The following is an 18,610-nucleotide window of genomic DNA, read 5'->3' as shown; positions in this document are numbered from 1 at the left end:
TCGGCGGCGGTGGTGGCCAGCAGCATGCTCTCGGTGATCTCCAGGGTCAGCGCGTGCTGGGGCAGCTCATGGCGGTCGAGCAGGTCCAGCACCGCGTCGCTGAAGGTCTCGTCGCGCAGCTGGCGGCCCGAGACGTTGACGGCCACCGTGATGCCGTGGTTCTCGTGCCAGCGGCGGGCGTCGGCGCAGGCCTGCTCCAGGACCCACAGGCCGATATCGATGATGAGGCCCGTCTCCTCGGCGATGGGGATGAACACGTCCGGGCGGACCGGGGACCCTCCTGCCGGGGTCCAGCGCAGCAGGGCCTCCACCTTGCGGATGTCGCCGGTGGCCAGGTCGACGACCGGCTGGTAGACCAGGGCGAGCTCCTGTCTGGCCAGGGCGTGCCGCAGGCCGGTGGCGAGCCGGGTGTGCTCCAGCCGGGCGTCGCGCAGCGCGCTGTCGAACACGGTGACCTGGTTCTTGCCCGCGGACTTGGCCGCGTACAGGGCCAGGTCGGCGTCGCGCAGCGCTTCGGAGGCCCCCTCCATCGGGACCTCGGCCAGCACGCCGATGCTGGTCGTCAGGTACAGCTCGCGCTCGCCCAGGCGGTAGGGGGCCTGCACGGCGGTCAGCACCTGCTGCGCCACGGAGAGGGCCTGCTCGACGGTGGCGGCCGGCAGCACGACGGCGAACTCGTCGCCGCCGGGCCGGGCCAGGATCTGGTCGCCGGTGACCAGGCCGCGCAGGCGGCGCGCCACGATGGTCAGGAGCTTGTCGCCGACCGGGTGGCCGTAGGTGTCGTTGACGTCCTTGAACCCGTCCAGGTCCAGCAGGAGCAGCGCGGGCGGGGGCGCGTCCGGCCGGGCGGCGTGGTCGGTGACCGCATCCTGCAGGACCTCGCCGAGCAGGGTGCGGTTGGCCAGGCCGGTGAGCGGGTCGTGCGCGGCGCGGTGGGCCAGGCGGCGCTGGAGCACGTCCTGGCGGCGCAGTGCGGCCGACAGCTCGTCCGCCTGGGCGGTGAGCTGCTCGGCCTGGCGGTCCAGCTCGACGGCGCGCACCTCGGCCAGCCGGGCGACGAGGTTGAGGCGCACCACCAGCAGGACGGCGAGCAGCACGGTCAGCCCGGTGATCACCAGCTCGGCGTGGAACCGGCTGGGCAAGCCGTCACCGGCCAGGCTGAGCCCCGCCACCGAGACCAGCGGGCTGATCACGGTCAGCGCCAGGAACGTGGCCACCCGCGTCCGGTTGCCGACCTCGGGCGTCACGATCTCGGCGGCCTCCCCGAGGCTGGGGTGGAGCGCCGCGCCGCCGATCAGGACCGGCCACGCCATCCAGGCGACCAGGGTCAGCGCGCCGTCCGGGCGGCCCGCGGCCAGGTTGAGCAGGTGGCTGCTGTCGGAGACGAACACCATCCCGTAGGCCAGGCTGATCAGGAGCAGCCAGGCTGGCCGCCGCCTGCCGAACGCCAGCCGCGCCGCCAGCCCCAGCATGAACAGGTCGATGACAGGGGTGGCGACGGTGAAGACCAGCTCGGTGTCCAGCCGGGGGGCGCCGTGGAGCAGGGGGTGGAGCAGGAAGGTCCAGGCGGGCATGGCCGCGCCCACGGTGATGATGCCCGCGTCCAGCAGCGCCGACCTGGGCGAGCCGCCGCTGCGCCGGCTCAGCAGCACCAGCGCGGCGAGCCCGAGCAGGTAGGCGAGGAGGGTGAAGACGTTGTAGAAGTGCAGCAGCAGGGGGAGCTTCAGCCACGTCCAGCCGACCGCCCAGCCCAGCGCGGTCGCCAGCCAGGCGGAGAGGGCGGCGACGATGACCATCCGCCACGGCCGCAGGCGGCTCAGCCCGTGCCGGCGGATCATGACGACCATGATCAGCGCTGTCGCCCCCTGCACGCCCACCTGGGCCAGTACGGCCGGCAGGGCCGGCAGCAGCGGGGTGAGCAGGATCAGCAGACCGCCGGCCAGGAGGTACACCAGCCAGCCTCGCGTGGCCCGGCTTTCGGCACGTCCCCGCTGCGGGGCTCGCCGGAGCGTCGAGCGCGGTGGCTGGCGCATGGAGGTGGTCCTTTCCGTGAGATCTGGCTTCTCCTTATCGGCACTCCGGACCGGCAGTTGACCAAAGCGGGCGAACGATTCGGTGGTCCCGGAGACGAAGGCCGATCCCCGGTTCCGGACCGAATGGGTGATTTCACCGATGCACACCAGGCCTGACAGCACGAAAGTACTTCCTGTAAACGTTTCGAGGGGAACAGCGGAACCCCCCAGGGCACGGAGCGGCCGCACCTGGCGGCTCCGGACCGGACGGCTGCCGGCGCGGACGCCGTCACCCGGTTCCCCTCCTACGAGCAGGGAGCAACCGACGTGCAGTCACACCCCCCGACCTCCGTGAACCGCCGGGCCCGGGCCTTCGCCAAGCTGGCGCTGGCACTGACCCTCGTCGGCGGCGCGGGCGCGATCACCCCCGCCGCTCACGCCGCCGCCGGCCACGAGCGCGGCCCGAACCCCACGAGCTCCAGCCTCGAGGCCTCCCGCGGCCCGTTCAGCGTCTCCGACACCCGCGTCTCCTCCCTCGCCGCGAGTGGCTTCGGCGGCGGGACGATCTACTACCCGACCGACACCAGCCAGGGCACCTTCGGCGGTGTCATCGTCGCGCCGGGCTACACCGCCAGCAGGTCCAGCATGGCCTGGCTCGCCGAGCGGCTCGCCTCACACGGCTTCGTGGTCTTCAACATCGACACCATCACCCGCTACGACCAGCCCGACAGCCGGGGCCGGCAGATCCTGGCGGCGGCCGACCACCTGGCGCAGGAGAGCAGCCTCACGGTCCGCAGCCGGCTCGACGCCGGCCGCATCGGCGTCATGGGCCACTCCATGGGCGGCGGCGGCACCCTCGCGGCGGCCCAGAGCCGCCCGTCCCTGCAGGCCGCCATCCCGCTCACCCCGTGGCACACGGACAAGAGCTGGGGGAGCGTCCAGGTCCCGACGATGATCATCGGTGCCGAGAACGACTCGGTCGCCCCGGTGGGCTCGCACTCCGAGCCGTTCTACAACAGCCTGTCCTCCGCCCAGGAGAAGGCGTACCTGGAGCTCAACGGCGCCAGCCACTTCGCGCCGAACAGCTCCAACAGCACGCTCGCCAAGTACAGCATCGCGTGGATGAAGCGATTCGTCGACGACGACCTCCGCTACGACCAGTTCCTGTGCCCCGCCCCGGGGCGCAGCACGCAGATCGAGGAGTACCGCTCCTCCTGCCCGCACTAGGACACGCCCTCACCCGGACCCGCGCCGAGCGGGACGCGTGACGACGGCGGCCGCCCCTCCGGGCGGCCGCCGTTCCCCTTCTCCGGGATCAGTTCCGCAACACCCGTTACCGGTGTTTTTGGTGATACCTCAGGGGCAATATGGTTTGTTCCCTATGCCCGGGAACATAGATAATCGACTGCGCAGGCCCCGTCTGTGGCTGCTCGTTTTCGGCTGCCTGGCCACACTCCTGGCCGGAGGAAGCGCGGTCGTGGTCCTGCCGCTCCCGGAGCCCGCCCCCTCCCCGCAAGCCCCGCCCGGAGCGTCCTCCCCGGGGACACCGGCGCCCCGGGCCGCGGCACCCGCCCCTCCGCCCACCCCTCCGTCGACCTAGCCGTCGACCTCGCCGCCGATCTCGCCGTCAGCGGGGCCGGCGACGGCGCCCGTCACGGTACCCCCGGCCCTCGTCACCCCCACTCCCCCGCCCGAACCGGCCCCCGAGGCCCAGCGCACCCGGCTGCTCGCCAACGGCCGGCTGCAGCCGGAGAAGGTCCGGGTGCCGAGGGCCGCGAGCGGCCGGTACGCGGTCGTGCCCGGTGAGGCCGCGCCGCCCCGGCGCAAAGGGAAGGTCGTCCGGTACATCGTCGAGGTGGAGCGCGGGCTCCCGTTCGACCCGCAGGAGTTCGCCGACGAGGTGCACCGGATCCTCAACGACCGGCGGAGCTGGGGTTTCCGCTTCAAGCGGGTGTCCCGCGGACCGGTGAGAATCCGCGTCTCGCTGTCCAGCCCGGCCCTGACCGACCGCCGCTGCCTGCCGCTGCGCACCCACGGGACGCTGTCCTGCTGGAACGGCAGCCGGGCGGTCGTCAACGCGGTCCGATGGAACCAGGGCGTGCCGGGTTACCGCGGCGACGTCGCCTCCTACCGCGAGTACGTCGTCAACCACGAGGTCGGCCACGGGCTGGGACACGGCCACGTGCCCTGCCCCGGACCGGGCCGGCGCGCCCCGGTCATGCTCCAGCAGACCAAGTCCCTGTACGGCTGCCGCCCCAACGCCTGGCCCTTCCCCAAGCGCTGACCGGCGCCCCGGCGACCGGCCCCGCCATGAGGCGGCGCGACCCGGGAGGACGCGGAAGGCCACCGGGGCGGATCGTCGGAGGTCGGCACAGACTCCGGCAAGGCACGGCGTGCTTCCCCGTTTCCCGGCGATCGTCGGCTATACGGTGCTCGCGTGACTGCATTCCGTAACGGTCTCCGTCGTATGGCCGGTGAGCGGGGTCCCTCAGCACCCCGCAGACTTCACGAGCTCGACGCGCTCCGCGGTTTCGCGCTGTGCGGGATCATGGTGGTCAACACCTGGCAGCACACGTGCGACCGGTTGGAGCACCCGGCGCGCAACTCCGTCGACTGGGTCGTCGACAGCCTCTTCCAGGCCAAGTTCTTCCCGATCTTCTCGTTCCTGTTCGGGATGAGCCTCGTGCTGTTCCTCCGCTCCGCCGAGGACCGGTCGACGCACCCCCGCCTGGTCCTGCTGCGCAGGCTGGCCGTGCTGGCCTGCCTCGGCGCCGCGCACCGGCTGGTGAACCCGGACGAGGTGCTCCTGCCGTACGCGGGATTCGGCGCGATGGTGCTGCTGCCCGCGTCGTTCCTGCCGGACCTGATGGTGCTGCTGGCCGGAGTCGGCGCCACCGTCTGGGGGGTCGGCCACGGCGGCGGCGGGGCCCTGGTCAGCGGGTTGTTCCTGCTGGGCATGGCCGCGATGGAGTTCCCGCTCTCCGAGCGCCTGCTGGCGCCCGCCTTCCTGGTCAGCACCGCGCTGGCGGGAGGGCTCATCTACCTGTGGATCGCCTCCTCCACCGGGGGCCTGCTGTTCTTCCGGAGCGCGTACACCGCGAGCGGGGTGGCCTGCTCGGCGGCCTACGGCACCGGACTGCTGCTGCTCCTGCGCACCCGCCTGCGCGACCTGCTGATGCGGGCCCTCACCCCGCTCGGCCGGATGGCCCTGACGAACTACCTGCTCAGCACGGCGGCCATCCTGGGCGCGCTGCCGCTGCTGGTCGCCGATCCGACCCGGCTGTCGGTGCCGGTGCTGGCGGTGGCTGTGCTGGCCGCCCAGATCGCCTTCAGCCGGTGGTGGCTGGCCCGGTTCCGGTACGGTCCGGTGGAATGGCTGTGGCGGTGCGCCACCTGGCTGGAACGGGTCCCGAACCGCAGGTCGCCCGTGCCCGTCTGAGCCCCCGCCCCGGCGGGACCGGCGACGTTCAAGTCTTCCGGCTCAGGAATTCACCCGTTCCAGACGATGCCGCCGCCGGATCCGGGTACCCGATCCGACATGCGCTATCACGCCCTGGCTTGTGACTACGACGAGACGCTGGCCGCCGAGGGCCGCGTCGAGGACGGCACCGTGGCCGCGCTCGAGCGCCTCGTGCGTTCCGGACGGCGCCTGATCATGGTCACCGGACGGGAACTGGAGGACCTCCTGCGGGTCTTCCCCCGGCTGGACCTGTTCGACCGGGTCGTCGCCGAGAACGGGGCCGTGCTGTACCGTCCCGCCGACCAGACGAGCACGTCCCTGGCCGAGGCTCCGCCGGCGAGCCTCGTCGAGCTCCTGCGCGAGCGGGGCGTGCAGCCGCTCAGCGTCGGCTCCGTGATCGTGGCCACCCGGGAGCCGCACGGCGACACCGTGCTGCACGCGATCCAGGAGCTCGGCCTGGAGATGCAAATGATCTTCAACAAGGGCGCGGTCATGGTCCTGCCCTCGGGCGTCAACAAGGCCAGCGGCCTGGCCGCCGCGCTGGCGGAGCTCGGCCTCTCGGCGCACAGCACGGTGGGGGTGGGCGACGCGGAGAACGACCACGCGTTCCTGGTCGCCTGCGAGTGCGCGGCGGCGGTGGCCAACGCGCTCCCCGCCGTCAAGGAGCGCTGCGACCTGGTGACCGAGGGCGAGCGGGGCGCCGGGGTGGCCGAGCTGGCCGGCCGGATCGTCGAGACCGACCTGTCCGAGGTGGACGTGGACCGGCACCACCTGCTGCTGGGCACCGTCGAGGACGGGGAGCTCCGGTTCTCCCCGTACGGCCTGCGGCTGCTGATCACCGGCCCCTCGCACAGCGGCAAGTCCACCGTCACCGCCGCGCTGCTGGAACGCATCGCCGAGGCCGGGTACCAGTTCTGCCTGATCGACCCGGAAGGCGACTACATCGAGGGGATCGAGGGCGCGGTCGTGCTCGGCGACGGCCGCCGCGCGCCCACCGAGGACGAGATCGTCCAGGTGCTGCAGGAGCCCGGGGAGAGCGTGGTGGTCAACCTGCTGGGGGTCTCCCTCGACGACCGGCCGGGCTTCTTCGAGGGGTTCCTGCCCCGCCTGGCGGCGCTCCGGGCCCGCCACGGGCACCCGCACTGGCTGGTGGTCGACGAGGCCCACCACATGATGCCCGACGGGTTCGGCCTGGAGTCGGTGGGCCTGCTGCGGGAGGTGGGCGCGCTGCTGATGGTCACCGTGCATCCGGCGGCGGTCAGCGGACCGGTGCTGCAGACCCTGAACGCGATCGCCGCGGTGGGCGAGTCCCCCGGCGACGCGCTCGGCACCTTCGCCGCCGCCACCGGTCAGATCCTGCCTCCGGAGGACTTCCCCGACCTGCCGACGGGCCGCCTGCTGCTCTGGCAGCCGCCGGCCGATCCGCTCCGGGTGGAGCTGATCCCGCCCCGGCAGGAACGCCAGAGGCACCGCCGCAAGTACGCGATCGGGGACCTCGGGGAGGCCAAGAGCTTCTACTTCCGGGGCCCGCACGGGGCACTGAACCTGCGCGCCGAGAACCTCGCCGTGTTCTGCCGGCTCGCCGACGGCGTCGACGACGACACCTGGAACCACCATCTGCGCCGGGGCGACTACTCGAAATGGATCGCCGAGCAGGTCAAGGACGAGGAGCTGGCCGCGGAGGTGGCCGAGGTCGAGCGGGAACCCGGCGACTCCCCGGCCGAGGCCAGGAGGCGCGTGCGGGAGCTCGTCGAGGACCGCTACACCGCCGCCGCCACCGGCCCGGGCTGAGCCGTCCGGTCCGCCGGCCCCTGCCCGGCGGCGGTCACAGCCGCTTGGCCAGGCAGTACGTGGTGGGCACCTCGACGTACTTGCCGTAGGGCGGGATCGGCCGGTAGCCGCAGCTCCGGTAGAGCGCGAGGGCCTCCGGCTGCAGGTGCCCGGTCGCCAGGCGGAGCACCGTGTGGCCTTGCGACCGGGCCAGGTCCTCCAGCGCCTCCAGCAGCGAGCGGGCGACGCCGCGCCTGCGGTGGCCGGGGGCGACGTACATCCGCTTGACCTCGCCGGTCGCCTCGTCCACCGGCTGCACCGCGCCGCAGCCGACGGCCCGGTCCCCGCTCACCGCAACGAGGAAGCGCGCCCGCGGGTGCACTCCGGACCGGCCCTCGGGGCCGTACTTGACGACCAGTTCCGCGAAGGCCGCGGCGACCAGCGCGGACAGGCCCTCGTCCGCCAGGGGCCGTTCTTCGATGATCACGCCCCTATCGTAGTCAGCCGCGCGGGCCCGGCCGCAGGTCGCCGCCGACCAGGCCGTCCAGGACGAGCCCGCGGAGCAGCTCGCCCGTCTCGCCGGTACGGCGGAGCGCGTCGGCGAAGAGGTCCAGCTCGCGGAAGACCTGCCCGTAGCGCCGCTGCTCGGCGAGGGGCAGCCGGGGCAGCCGCATCCGCCTCGCGTCCGGGCGGGAGGCGGACGGGGCCGAGCCGGCCGCCCGGGCGGTCGAGGCGCGCAGGAACCCGGCGACGAAGTGGGGATCGAAGGAGCCGGGGTCCGGCCGGATGAGGAGCAGGTGGGGGCCGAGAGCGGTCTCCTCCTCGACCACCGCGGCGGCCGGGGTGCGTCCCGTGACGGGGACGACGACGTCGCCGGGTCCGGCGACCACCAGATCGGGCCCGTCCGCTCCCCTGCCCGTGGCTGCCCGTCCCAGGATCAGGTCCTCGGCGGTCAGCAGTGCCAGCTCGCCCCGGCCGGTCTCCATCCGCCCCGGCGTCTGGACGACGCTCAGCGCGCCCGTCCTCGCCAGCTCGCTCAGCGGGACCGCCGCAAGCGGGCTGCGCGGCGTCTCGGTGACCGAGGGCAGCAGACGGGTCAGCTCGGTGACGGCCGCCAGCAGCTCCTCCGCGGTCCTGGCGACACCGCCGGCGTCCGCGGCGGGGCGGGCCAGGTGGCGGGCCGGGGTGAGGTCGACGTCCTCGTCGAGCAAGTCGATGACCGGAACGGCGCGGCTGCCGGCCGTCTCATGCCGCGGGTCCTGCACGAAGGACCGCCAGGCCGGCACCGCCGCGTCCTTCGACCGGGTGGCGTCGATCATCAGCACGTGCGTCGGGATCGGATCGCCGTCGTCCGGCCGGCGGAGCAGCCACAGGTGGGGCGGCATCGCGGACTGGGGGGCCGACCCCGGCGGCAGGGCCACGATCGCGCGCAGCGCGCCCGTCCGGATGAACCGGGAGCGGATCCGGCGGCCGGATCTGCGGTTCGCGGCGGCGGGCGGCATCAGGACGATGACCTGTCCGCCCGGCCGGGCGTGGGCCAGGCAGTGCTGGACCCAGGCCAGCTCGGACTCCCCGCGCGGAGGCAGGCCGTACTGCCAGCGCGGGTCGTCCGCCAGTTCCTCGTATCCCCAGCCGCGCTCGCTGAAGGGCGGGCTGCACAGCACGGCGTCGGCCTGCAGCCGCGGGAAGGCGTCGCGGGTCAGGGCGTCGCCCCGCCTGATCTCGGCGGCGATGCCGCGCACCGCCAGCCGGGCGCCCGCCAGCCGGGCCACGTCGCCGTCGCGTTCCTGGCCCACCGCCCGGACCGAGCCGGGGTCGCCGGCGGCGATCAGGAGTCCCCCGTGCCCGCAGGACGGATCGAACACCTCGGCGGCGCGGGGCTCGACGAACGCCGCCATGAGGCCGGCGACCTCCGGGGAGACCGTCTGGACGCGGCGCGCGTGGGCCTGGGTGTAGCGGGTGTAGAGGAACTCCACGGTCTCCTCGGGCCCGCGGACCTCGGCGAGCGCGGCTGCGGCGCGGATCAGCGGGACGTCCTCGTCGCCCACGACCAGATCGGGCAGCGCGTCGGCGACCTCGGCGTCCCCGGCCTGCAGGAGCGTCCTGAGCCTGCGGTGGGCGACGGCCGCCGCGAGCCGGCTGACGAGGGAGAGCAGCCGCAGGTCGTCGGCCGAGTTGCGCACCCGCTGCCAGAGCAGTTCGTCCTCGGGGAGCTCCTCCAGCTTGCCCTGCGCTCGCAGCCAGGCCTCGACCTCCGCCAGGGAGAACAGCGGGCTGGACGCGGTGCCGCCGACCGGCCCCGGGAAGTCCCCGAAACGGCGGCGCCAGTTGCTCACCGCGGCCCGGCCGACCCCGGCGAGCCTGGCGATGTCCCCCGAGGTCACCGTCGGACCGTCCTGCGTGGCCACTTCCCACCTCCCGCTGGGTCACCCGCCTCCCGGACCGGCCGGCGCCCTGCGGCGCCACCGGCGTGCCCGGTCGGCGGGGACGGCCCGGCACGCGGCCTCGCGTGCTTTCCGGTCCGTCCCACACCCGGAATGTACCGGTCCAGAATCAACCATGTTGCGGTATGAGGTACTAAATTCCACCATTTCTCACCCGGCGGATCACTCCGGTCACTTGATCGAACCCGCGGTCAGGCCGCCGACGACCTTCCTCTCGATGAGCGCGAACAGGATGATCACCGGGATGGTGGCGATCACCGAGCCCGCGAACAGGTTCTGCCAGTCCACCTGGTACTGCCCGATGAAGGAGTTCAGCGCCACCGTCAGGGGCTGGTTGGACGGGGTCGTGGTGAGCGTCAGCGCCACGACGAACTCGTTCCAGGCCGCGATGAAAGTGAAGATCAACGCGGTCACCACACCGGGCATCGCCAGCGGCAGCGTGACCCGGAACAGCGCGCCGAACCGGCCGTTGCCGTCGATGAAGGCGGCCTCCTCCAGCTCACGCGGGATGGAGGAGAAGTAGGCGTTGAGGATCCACACCGCGAACGCCAGGTTGAAGCCCCCGTTGACCAGGATCAGCGACCACACCGTGTCCACCAGCCCGAACTGGAAGAACTCGCGGTAGATGCCGACCAGCATGGCGGTGGGCTGGAACATCTGCGTGATCAGCACCAGGATCAGGAACGCCGTCCGGCCCCGGAACTCGTGCCGGGCCGTGTAGTACGCCGCGGGCAGCGCCACCAGCAGCACCAGGACGGTCGACCCTGCCGCCACCTGCAGGGTGACGCCCAGGTTCTGCGCCAGCCCGCCGGTCCAGAAGTTCGTGAAGTTCGACCACGCGAACGTCGTCGGCAGGAAGGTCGCGTCGCGCAGTTCCTCCTGCGGCCGGAGCGCGGTGAGGATCATCACCAGATAGGGGAAGAGGAAGACGAACGCGACGAGGTAGGCGCTCGCCGCGATGATCACGGTCTTGACGGACGGGAGCCTGCGGGCCCGCGCGGGGGCCGGGGCCGCCGCCGGCCTGCGCGCCGGTGCCGCGGGAGCGCTCTCGGTGAGGGTCATGAGCCCTCCTTCGTCGGCCCCATGCCCCGGGGGCAGCGCCCACCGACGACCTCACGATGTTCGGTCATGAGACCTCCGTCCTCCACTTGCTGACCTTGAGGAAGACGATCGTCAGCACGATCACCATTCCGAAGTTGACGACGGACATGGCCGCCGACTCGCCGATGTCGGAGCCCTTGAGGATGTACATGAAGATGGTCGAGGTGGCGGTGGAGTAGCCGGGCTGGCCGTGGGTCATGGCCCAGATGATCGGGAAGCTGTTGAAGACGTTCATCACGTTGATGAGCGTCGCCACGACCAGGGCCGGCCGCAGCAGCGGCAGCGTGATCGACCAGTACGTCCGGAACCTGGATGCGCCGTCCATCCTGGCGGCCTCGTAGACGTCGGAGGGGATCGCCGACAGTCCCGCGAGCAGCGCGTAGGTGGTGAACGGCAGGGAGACGAACACCGCGACGAAGACGAGCCACGGCATCGCGGTCGCCGCGTTGCCGAGCGGGTCGGCGTCGGCGCCGCCGAGCGCGTCCAGCAGGCCGAGGTTCCGCCGGATCATGTTGATCAGGCCGACCTCGGGATCGAGCATCCACTTGAAGATGATCGCCGTCATCAGGACCGAGGCCGCCCACGGCGCGATCAGCGCCCAGCGGGCGAACCGGCGGCCCGGGAAGCGCTGGTTGAACAGCTGCGCCAGCCCCAGGGAGAGCGTCACGGTGAGGACCACCACGGCGACCACCCACAGCAGGCTCCTGGCCATCACCCCGCCGAAGTCGGGTTCGGCGAACAGCTTGGTGTAGTTGTCGAACCCGTTCGAGCCCTGAACCACGCCGAACCTGCTGATCTTCAGGAACGACGACTGGACCATCACCACGACCGGCCAGACGACGACGACGGCGATCAATGCCACCGCCGGGCCGATCCAGGCCAGCGGGGCCAGCGCGCGCACCACCCTGCCCGGGGTGAATGTCTGCTGCATGCGTCCTGCTTTCGAATATGGCGCCGGATGCGGCGGGCGCGCGAGGAGGGCGCCCGCCGCATCCGGTCACCGGTGATCGGAGTCGGAGTGCCGCGAGGGGCTAGTTCGCGGTGGCGGTCTTCTGGATCGCCCCGAGGACCGCCTTCGGGTCACCGTCGATCGCGCTGCCGATGGTCTGCTTGATCTGGGTGTTCACCTCGGACCACTTCGGGTCCTGGAAGGGGTAGAAGGTCGCGTTGGGCAGCGCGTCCAGGAACGGCTTGAGCTTCTCGTCCGACGACAGCTTCTCGATGCCGGACTTGGTCACCGGGAGCAGCTTGTAGGTGTCGCTGATCTTCTGGGCCGCGGTGCCGCCGTAGAAGAAGTCGAAGAACTTCTTGATCTCTTCCTTGCGGCCGTTCTTGTTGAAGGCCATGATCCAGTCCTCGACGCCGAGCGTGGTGTCGAGCGGGCCGGTCTTGCCCGCGATGGGGGCGACGCCGAAGTTGGTCAGGCCGCCCTTCTCGAAGATCGGGATCGACATGGGCCCGCCGTTGACCATGCCGACCTTGCCCGCGGCGAAGTCCGCCCAGACGTCCTTGCGGTTCTTGGTGCCGGGGTTGGGGGTGGTCAGGCCCGCCTTGACCATGCCCTTGAGGTACTCGAAGGCCTCGACGTTGGCCGGGGAGTCGATCGTCCAGGCGCCGGAGGCGTCCTTGTAGCCGCCGCCGTTGCCCATGAACCACAGGAACGACTCGGCCTGGGCCTCCTCGTTGCCCAGCGGCAGGCCGAACGGCTGGGAGACGCCGGAGGCCTTCAGCTTCTCGGCGGCGGCCTTGAGCTCGTCCCAGGTCTTGGGCGCCTCGGCGATGCCGGCCTTGTCGAACAGGTCCTTGTTGTAGAACAGGGCGCGGGCGGAGGAGACGAACGGGATGCCGTAGCCGACGCCCTCGACCTTGCCGAAGTCGGCGAACTTCTCCAGCATGTCGGCGGAGGTGTTCGGCGAGAGGACCTCGTCGGTCTTGTAGAGCAGCCCGTCCTTGACGAAGCCCGAGTAGTCGCCGGTCTGCAGGATGTCGGGCACCTGGCCGTTCTGGACCATGGTGGCGACCTGCTTGTCGATGTCGTTCCAGTTGATCACCTGGACGTCGACCTTGATGCCGGGGTTGGCCGCCTGGAACTCGTCGACGACGCCCTTCCAGAACTTCTCCCCGCTGTTCTCGGCGGTGGGTCCGTCGCCGTAGTCGGCGGCGACCAGCTTCAGCGTCACCTCGCCGCCGGCGGCCTTGTCCCCGCCCGCCGCGGGGTCCTCGGAGCCGCAGGCGGTCATTACCAGTGCGGCGGCCAGGCCGAGCGTGACCGCGCCAACGAGCCTCTTGTTCACGTGCTTACCACCTTGGTCGTCGTACGGCCCGAGCTGGTCCGTACCAGTGGGGGATACCGAGGAGCACCTCGGCGCACCGCTTTTCCGGCCCGAACCGGCCCGGGCCCGCAGGCCGGTCCGGCATCGAGGCCTTCACGATGCGGACCACGTTAGGCGGCGAGCATCTTCCGGTCCATACCGGCCGATATCGGTTTCGCAACACCGGCCCTCAGGCCACCGTACTGGTCTATACCAGCCAGCAGCGTTCAATGAACGTATCGGCATGCTCATTTTTGCCGCTTATTGTGCGTTATCGATCACAAACGGGCAACACTCGCGGTGGTCTCGGCCCGGACGATCGTCCGGGCCCGGTACCGGGGCACGGGAGTGTCCGCACGTGTCGCCACCCCTCCGCCACGCGACGCTCCCCGCACTGGTAGAAAGAGTGGCGACCTGCCCTGAACCCGCAGGCGTGAGGAGACGACCATGCTGTTCGAGCCTGACCGCGGCTCGGCGTTCACCCTCTCGTCCGAAACGTGCGGAGATGTGATCGTCGTCCACGCCTCCGGAGAGCTCGACTACCGCTCCGCGCCGGTGCTGCGCGAGCACCTGGGCCACATCTGGGCCACGCCTGGGACGGCGGTCCTCATCGTGGACCTCTCCGAGGTCGCCTTCTGCGACTCGGTCGGCCTCAGCGAACTGGTCGACGCGCTGCAACGCAGCGAGGCCGCAGACGTCCGGCTGATGCTCAGCGGCGTGCACGGCGTCCTGTCCCGGGTGCTGTCGATCACCGGTCTGCGCAAGGCCTTCGAGATCCACGACGGCCCGGACGCTGCCCTCCGGCAGGCCGCCGCCGACCGGCCCGCCGACGGAGACCCCTGCCCGGCGCCCTGACGCGGACCCGTTTTCCTGACCGTATCCGCGTGAACGCGATACACCGGCCCCTCGGTGCAGATCGACCAGGTTTCACGTTGTGGGATACGTTGGCGTCCGCACATGCAGCGTGCCGGGACGAGATGATGGAGGTCGGCGATGCCAGGCGATGAGGCGACCGTCACCGCGGCCGACATCGCACGGATGGCAGGCGTCGGCCGCGCGGCCGTGAGCAACTGGCGGCGCCGGCACGAGGATTTCCCCGAACCCGTGGGGGGTACGGCGAGCAGCCCGGCCTTCTCCCTCCAGGCCGTCGAAGCGTGGTTGCTCGCGCAAGGCAAGGTCCAGGAGCTGCCGCTGCGCGAGCGCGCCTGGCAGCAGATCCGGACCGCCGTCGACGACCTCCGGCTCGGCGAGGCCGTCGCGGAGGTCACGGAGATCCTGCGCGGCGAGGGGAAGGCTCGTCTCGTCCCGACCGTCGCGTGGAGACTCATCGAGCGGTACGCCGCGGAGCAGGGCCCCGGCCATGCCGTCCGCTTCCTCCTCGACCGCTACGCCGACGTGCACTCCCGGCGCCTGGTCGAGACCCCGGCCGAGGTCGCGGAGTTCATGGCCGGGCTGGCCGGGCCGGGCCTGCGATCGGTCCTCGACCCGGCCTGCGGCCTCGGCGTCCTCCTGGCCGCGGTGTGCAGATCGCCGGGGGGATCCCGGTCCGCGGAGGCCTCCGGGGTGCCGGGAACGTCCGGGGCGTCGGAGACGTCCGGAGCCGAACGCGCCTACGGTCAGGAGAGCGACGCCTCCCTCGCCAGGCTGGCGCAGTCGCGACTGGCCCTGACCGGAGCGGACGGCGAGGTCGGCGCGGGCGACTCCCTCCGGCAGGACGCCTGGTCCGGCGTGACCGTCGACGCCGTCGTGTGCCATCCGCCGTTCAACGAACGCAACTGGGGATACGACGAGCTGACGGGCGACCCACGCTGGGAGTACGGCCTGCCTCCCAAGACGGAGTCCGAACTCGCCTGGGTCCAGCACGCGCTCGCCCACCTGGAGCCCGGTGGCGTAGCGGTGCTGCTGATGCCCGCGATCGCCGCCGCCCGCCGCTCCGGCCGCCGTATCCGCAGCAACCTGCTGCGGCGCGGCGCGCTCCAGGCGGTGATCGGCCTGCCTCCGAGGATGGCCACCGGAACCGGGCTGCCCGTGCACGTCTGGGTGCTGCGCAGGCCCGCGGGAGAGGGCCGCACCCCGTCGCGCGTGCTGATGGCCGAGGCCGATCCGGGGAGCTTCGGAGCGGTCGCCGACCTGTGGTATGCGTTCCGGACGGACCCGGAGGCCGATCTCGATCGTCCCGGCCGGAGCCGTACGGTGCCGATCATCGACCTGATCGACGAGGACGTCGACGTCACTCCCTCCCGCCATCTGGGAGCGGCCGACCAGGTATCGGCGGAGGGCTACCTCGCCTTCCGCGAGCGCCTCGCCGCGCAGCTCGAGCGGCTCGCCGCGCTGGTCCCCGAGGCCGTTCCCGGACCGGGCCGGGAGATGCCGGCCGTCGCGCTGTCGGAGCTGGAGCGGATCGGAGCGCTCTCGCTGCACCAGGCCGGGCGCTTCGAGATCGACGGTTCCGGGGACCTCGTCCTGACCGACCAGCAGGTGTTCGACGGCGGCCGGGCCGAGGCGCTCACGCAGCCCGCGGACCGGACCAGGATCGAACCGGGAGACGTGGTGGTCGCCGCCCGGGGCGGCGGCCTGGCGGTCCGGGTGGTCGAGGAATCAGGCTTGCTCCTCGGCCCGCGGCTCACCCTCCTCCGCCCGGATCCCGGTCGGCTCGACCCGTTCTTCCTGGCGGGGTTCCTGCGGACCCTGCCCGCCGCCTCGGTGTCCGGCACGCAGTCGGGTGCGACCCGCTTCGACCCGCGCCGGGCCCAGGTGCCGCGCCTGGCCTCGGACGAGCAGCGCCGCTACGGAGACCTCTTCCGCCGGATCTTCGCGTTCGAGGCGGAGCTGCGGCGGCTCGTTCTCAACGGCGACCTGGCGGCGAGCGCGATCGCCCGCGGTCTCGCCACGGGAGCCCTCATCCCACCCTCGCACGGGCCCGCGGACACCGCCCGTCCCATCTCAGGAAGCACCGCGTCCGCAAGCACCGCGTCCGAAGGCACCGCGTCCGGAAGGGCTCGCACCGCCGGTCGGCCTCCGGAGCCCTCCGTCTCCTGCGTGTTCGTCTGCCATGACGGCCGCGGCCGGATCCTGCTGGCCCGTCGGGGCCAGGGTGCGCGGGACGAGCCCGGTGCCTGGGACTGCGGAGCGGGCGCGCTGGAGTACGGCGAGTCGTTCGAGGCGGCCATCGCCCGCGAGGTCCGCGAGGAGTACTCCGCCGACGTGCTGGAGCTGGAGCAGATCGGGGTCCGCAACGTCGTCCGGCGGGAGCCGCCCTCCCATTGGGTCGCGGTCGTCTTCGCGGTCCGCGTCGACCCCGCGGCCGTCGTGATCGGGGAACCGCACAAGTTCGACGAGCTCGGCTGGTTCGCCCCGGACGCACTGCCCGACCCCGTCCATTCGCAACTCCCCCAGACCCTCGCTCTCTTCCGCGCCTCACGATCCCACACGGCGCCGGACTTCTAATCCGACGGTCGCAGGTTCGAATCCTGCAGGGCGCGCAACCTAGACCAGGTCATTTGGTATCCGACCTGGTCTTTTGCATGTGATCGCTCCTCCCCTCCCCTGCCACCGCAGGCAGCCGGATGCAGCCGCATACCACCCGTCGCGGAACATACGCGGAATGCCCACGGCTCCGTTTTCCCAGGTGGTGCCGGGGATTTCGGAGTCTCGCGGAACGATTCGGGGGCCGGAACGCCGAAGGACCCCGAGGGATCTTGGGGTCCTGGTGGCGCTTTTGGTGATCTTCATACGGCGAGCGCGTCGAGGGTGCGTTGGTTGGCCACGTCGCGTTGGCCGTCGATGCACTTGGCGTAGACCTTGAGCATCACGTCCACCCCGTGTCCGGCACGTTCGACCGCCTCCGGGGCGTGCACCCCGGCGTTCAGCCAACAGTGACACCGCCGCGTGCCGCAGGTCGTACGGCCGGGCCGCCAGCGGTGAGGCGACCTGCTCGGGCGTGAACGCGTAGGTCCGCGCCTCCTTCCAGACCTTGGCGTACACCGAGCCCGAGATCAGAGGGCATTTGGTTTGCACCTGTTTGTCTTAGTACGTCCCTCGCCAGGTTGGAGTGTTTTCGCCCGTGATGCGTTTGCTAGTGTTGTCGATCATCGCGATGTGGATCATGGCTTCGGAGCTGACCGGCAGGGTCTCGTAGTCGCGGGCGAGGCGGCGGTGGAGCATGAGCCACCCGAACGTGCGCTCGATCACCCATCGTCGCGGAAGAACGTGGAAGCCGCGGGTGCCGGGGTCTCGGTGAACTACCCGGGTGTGGACGCCCAAGGTGGCGGCATGGTCGGCGAACTGCTTCTTGAATCCGATGTCGACCCAGGTCAGAGCAAGTGTCGGGTGGTCGGCCTTTGCCTGGTCCAGGACCTGGATGCCGGCCTGGTTCTCCGAGACGGACGCGGCACAGACGGTCACCGCCAGGAGCAGGCCGAGCGCGTCCGTCGCGACGCTGCGCTTGCGGCCGACGATCTTCTTGGCGGCGTAGTAGGAGTAGACGGTGCCGTGGGGCGGGAAGTCGTGCGGGAGGCAGGCCCAGGCGATGCCGGTCCGGTTCAGATACAAGATCGTGTTGAAGATGTCGCGCAGGTCGGTGGGAGCGGGCGCCCCGGTGTGCCGCCGGTCGAGCCGCGCCTGCCGCCAGGCGGTGAGGATGGGTTCGGTCAGGACCCATCGGGCGTCGAAGATGTCGGAAGGGTAGGCGCGTCGGGGGTTCATGCCCGACCTCTATGCCACTCCTTCCGCGCTGCTGTGCAACCTCCGAAATGCGGCGCGTCCAGGACATGTCCACGCCAGACGGAATCCGGGGTGGTTCGTCTCATGAGACGGACACCGGCCCACCAGGAGGGTGATACACAAAGCGGGAGATGTATCACAAGCAATCCATTTCTTCCCTTCGACAAACACGACCTATGACTACACAGCCTATCAAAACGCCCTCTGAACGAGCAGTTATTGTTGATCCAAGAAGGCAGTGTTGCGACGACCCCTTGAACCCAAGGTTCGAGCCGCGGTCGGAGTGGAAGACGGCACCCGGCTGGAGCAGGCCGCTACCGGCCGCCATCCGCATCGCGTCTTTGATCAGCTCGGTGCGGTAGTGCCCGGCCATCGCCCAGCCCAGGACCGCCTTGCTGTGGCAGTCGATCACGGTGGCCAGATAGAGGAACCCCTCCCAGGTAGGGATGTAGGTGATGTCGCCGACCAGCTTGAGTCCCGGCCGCGTGGCGGTGAAGTCGCGCCCGACCAGGTCAGGAATGCCGCGAAAGGCGCCCTGGGCGGTGGTGGTCGGCCGAAACGCCCGCACCTGGGCCGGGACCAGGCCCTGCTCGCGCATCAGCGCCCGCACCAGCTCGGCCGAGCAGGACTCGCCGCGCCGCAGCAGCTCCGCGTGCACCCGCCGATATCCGTAGGTCTCGTGCGCGTCGTGGAAGATCTCGGCGACCAGAGCGGCCAGCAGTGCGCGGCGTTGCGCGGTGGCCGAGGCCGGCCGCTGACGCCACTCGTAGTAGCCCGAGCGGGACACCC

At 71.3% G+C, this 18,610-nt stretch carries 14 protein-coding genes and 1 pseudogene; 6 read left to right on the top strand and 9 right to left on the bottom strand.

Going from position 1 to position 18,610, the window contains the following annotated elements; all coding sequences use genetic code 11:
- A partial coding sequence (locus ACWJ6R_RS11815) for a putative bifunctional diguanylate cyclase/phosphodiesterase (protein ID WP_449062261.1) occupies nucleotides 1-1,952 on the bottom strand: 1,952 nt, incomplete at its 3' end.
- A gap of 387 nt (nucleotides 1,953-2,339) precedes the next feature.
- Between ACWJ6R_RS11815 and ACWJ6R_RS11810 the strand changes: the two genes are divergently transcribed.
- The 4 genes from ACWJ6R_RS11810 (at nucleotide 2,340) to ACWJ6R_RS11795 (ending at nucleotide 7,263) form a co-directional block, all read left to right on the top strand.
- Nucleotides 2,340-3,239, top strand: a complete 900-nt coding sequence (locus ACWJ6R_RS11810; RefSeq protein WP_449062260.1) for an alpha/beta hydrolase family protein — start codon at nucleotides 2,340-2,342, stop codon at nucleotides 3,237-3,239.
- 535 nt (nucleotides 3,240-3,774) lie between these two features.
- A complete protein-coding gene (locus ACWJ6R_RS11805; protein WP_449062259.1) occupies nucleotides 3,775-4,296 on the top strand; it encodes a DUF3152 domain-containing protein in 522 nt (173 codons plus the stop codon).
- Nucleotides 4,297-4,449: 153 nt separating this feature from the next.
- Entirely contained in the window at nucleotides 4,450-5,451 is a 1,002-nt protein-coding gene (locus ACWJ6R_RS11800; protein ID WP_449062258.1) for a DUF418 domain-containing protein, read from the top strand.
- A 99-nt stretch (nucleotides 5,452-5,550) separates the two neighbouring features.
- Nucleotides 5,551-7,263, top strand: a complete 1,713-nt coding sequence (locus ACWJ6R_RS11795) for an HAD hydrolase family protein (protein WP_449062257.1) — start codon at nucleotides 5,551-5,553, stop codon at nucleotides 7,261-7,263.
- Between the two features lie 34 nt (nucleotides 7,264-7,297).
- Here ACWJ6R_RS11795 and ACWJ6R_RS11790 read toward each other — a convergent pair whose 3' ends face one another.
- The 5 genes from ACWJ6R_RS11790 to ACWJ6R_RS11770 all read right to left on the bottom strand — a co-directional run bounded on the left by ACWJ6R_RS11790 (nucleotide 7,298) and on the right by ACWJ6R_RS11770 (nucleotide 13,081).
- Complete coding sequence (locus tag ACWJ6R_RS11790) at nucleotides 7,298-7,729, bottom strand: GNAT family N-acetyltransferase (protein ID WP_449062256.1); 432 nt, start codon at nucleotides 7,727-7,729, stop codon at nucleotides 7,298-7,300.
- A gap of 13 nt (nucleotides 7,730-7,742) precedes the next feature.
- Nucleotides 7,743-9,650: an N-6 DNA methylase gene (locus tag ACWJ6R_RS11785; protein WP_449062255.1), complete on the bottom strand. Its 1,908-nt coding sequence runs from the start codon at nucleotides 9,648-9,650 to the stop codon at nucleotides 7,743-7,745.
- A 207-nt stretch (nucleotides 9,651-9,857) separates the two neighbouring features.
- Nucleotides 9,858-10,748, bottom strand: coding sequence for a carbohydrate ABC transporter permease (locus ACWJ6R_RS11780; RefSeq protein ID WP_449062254.1), 891 nt, complete (start codon nucleotides 10,746-10,748; stop codon nucleotides 9,858-9,860).
- A 64-nt stretch (nucleotides 10,749-10,812) separates the two neighbouring features.
- Complete coding sequence (locus ACWJ6R_RS11775; RefSeq protein ID WP_449062253.1) at nucleotides 10,813-11,718, bottom strand: carbohydrate ABC transporter permease; 906 nt, start codon at nucleotides 11,716-11,718, stop codon at nucleotides 10,813-10,815.
- Between the two features lie 100 nt (nucleotides 11,719-11,818).
- Nucleotides 11,819-13,081: an extracellular solute-binding protein gene (locus ACWJ6R_RS11770; RefSeq protein ID WP_449062252.1), complete on the bottom strand. Its 1,263-nt coding sequence runs from the start codon at nucleotides 13,079-13,081 to the stop codon at nucleotides 11,819-11,821.
- Nucleotides 13,082-13,546: 465 nt separating this feature from the next.
- Between ACWJ6R_RS11770 and ACWJ6R_RS11765 the strand changes: the two genes are divergently transcribed.
- Nucleotides 13,547-13,954, top strand: a complete 408-nt coding sequence (locus ACWJ6R_RS11765; RefSeq protein ID WP_449062251.1) for an STAS domain-containing protein — start codon at nucleotides 13,547-13,549, stop codon at nucleotides 13,952-13,954.
- Nucleotides 13,955-14,092: 138 nt separating this feature from the next.
- Nucleotides 14,093-16,546, top strand: coding sequence for an N-6 DNA methylase (locus ACWJ6R_RS11760; protein ID WP_449062250.1), 2,454 nt, complete (start codon nucleotides 14,093-14,095; stop codon nucleotides 16,544-16,546).
- A 281-nt stretch (nucleotides 16,547-16,827) separates the two neighbouring features.
- On the opposite strand, the gene ACWJ6R_RS11755 is transcribed toward ACWJ6R_RS11760, so the two are convergent.
- The 3 genes and pseudogenes from ACWJ6R_RS11755 to ACWJ6R_RS11745 form a co-directional block, all read right to left on the bottom strand.
- Nucleotides 16,828-16,956, bottom strand: coding sequence for a hypothetical protein (locus ACWJ6R_RS11755; RefSeq protein WP_449062249.1), 129 nt, complete (start codon nucleotides 16,954-16,956; stop codon nucleotides 16,828-16,830).
- A gap of 169 nt (nucleotides 16,957-17,125) precedes the next feature.
- Nucleotides 17,126-17,803, bottom strand: a complete 678-nt coding sequence (locus tag ACWJ6R_RS11750; protein ID WP_449062248.1) for a transposase — start codon at nucleotides 17,801-17,803, stop codon at nucleotides 17,126-17,128.
- 286 nt (nucleotides 17,804-18,089) lie between these two features.
- Nucleotides 18,090-18,610, bottom strand: a pseudogene (locus tag ACWJ6R_RS11745) (IS3 family transposase); the annotation flags it as partial.

Source organism: Planomonospora algeriensis (assembly GCF_977012225.1).
Note: the sequence above shows the minus strand (reverse complement) of the source record. Positions and strands in the feature narration are given on the sequence as shown.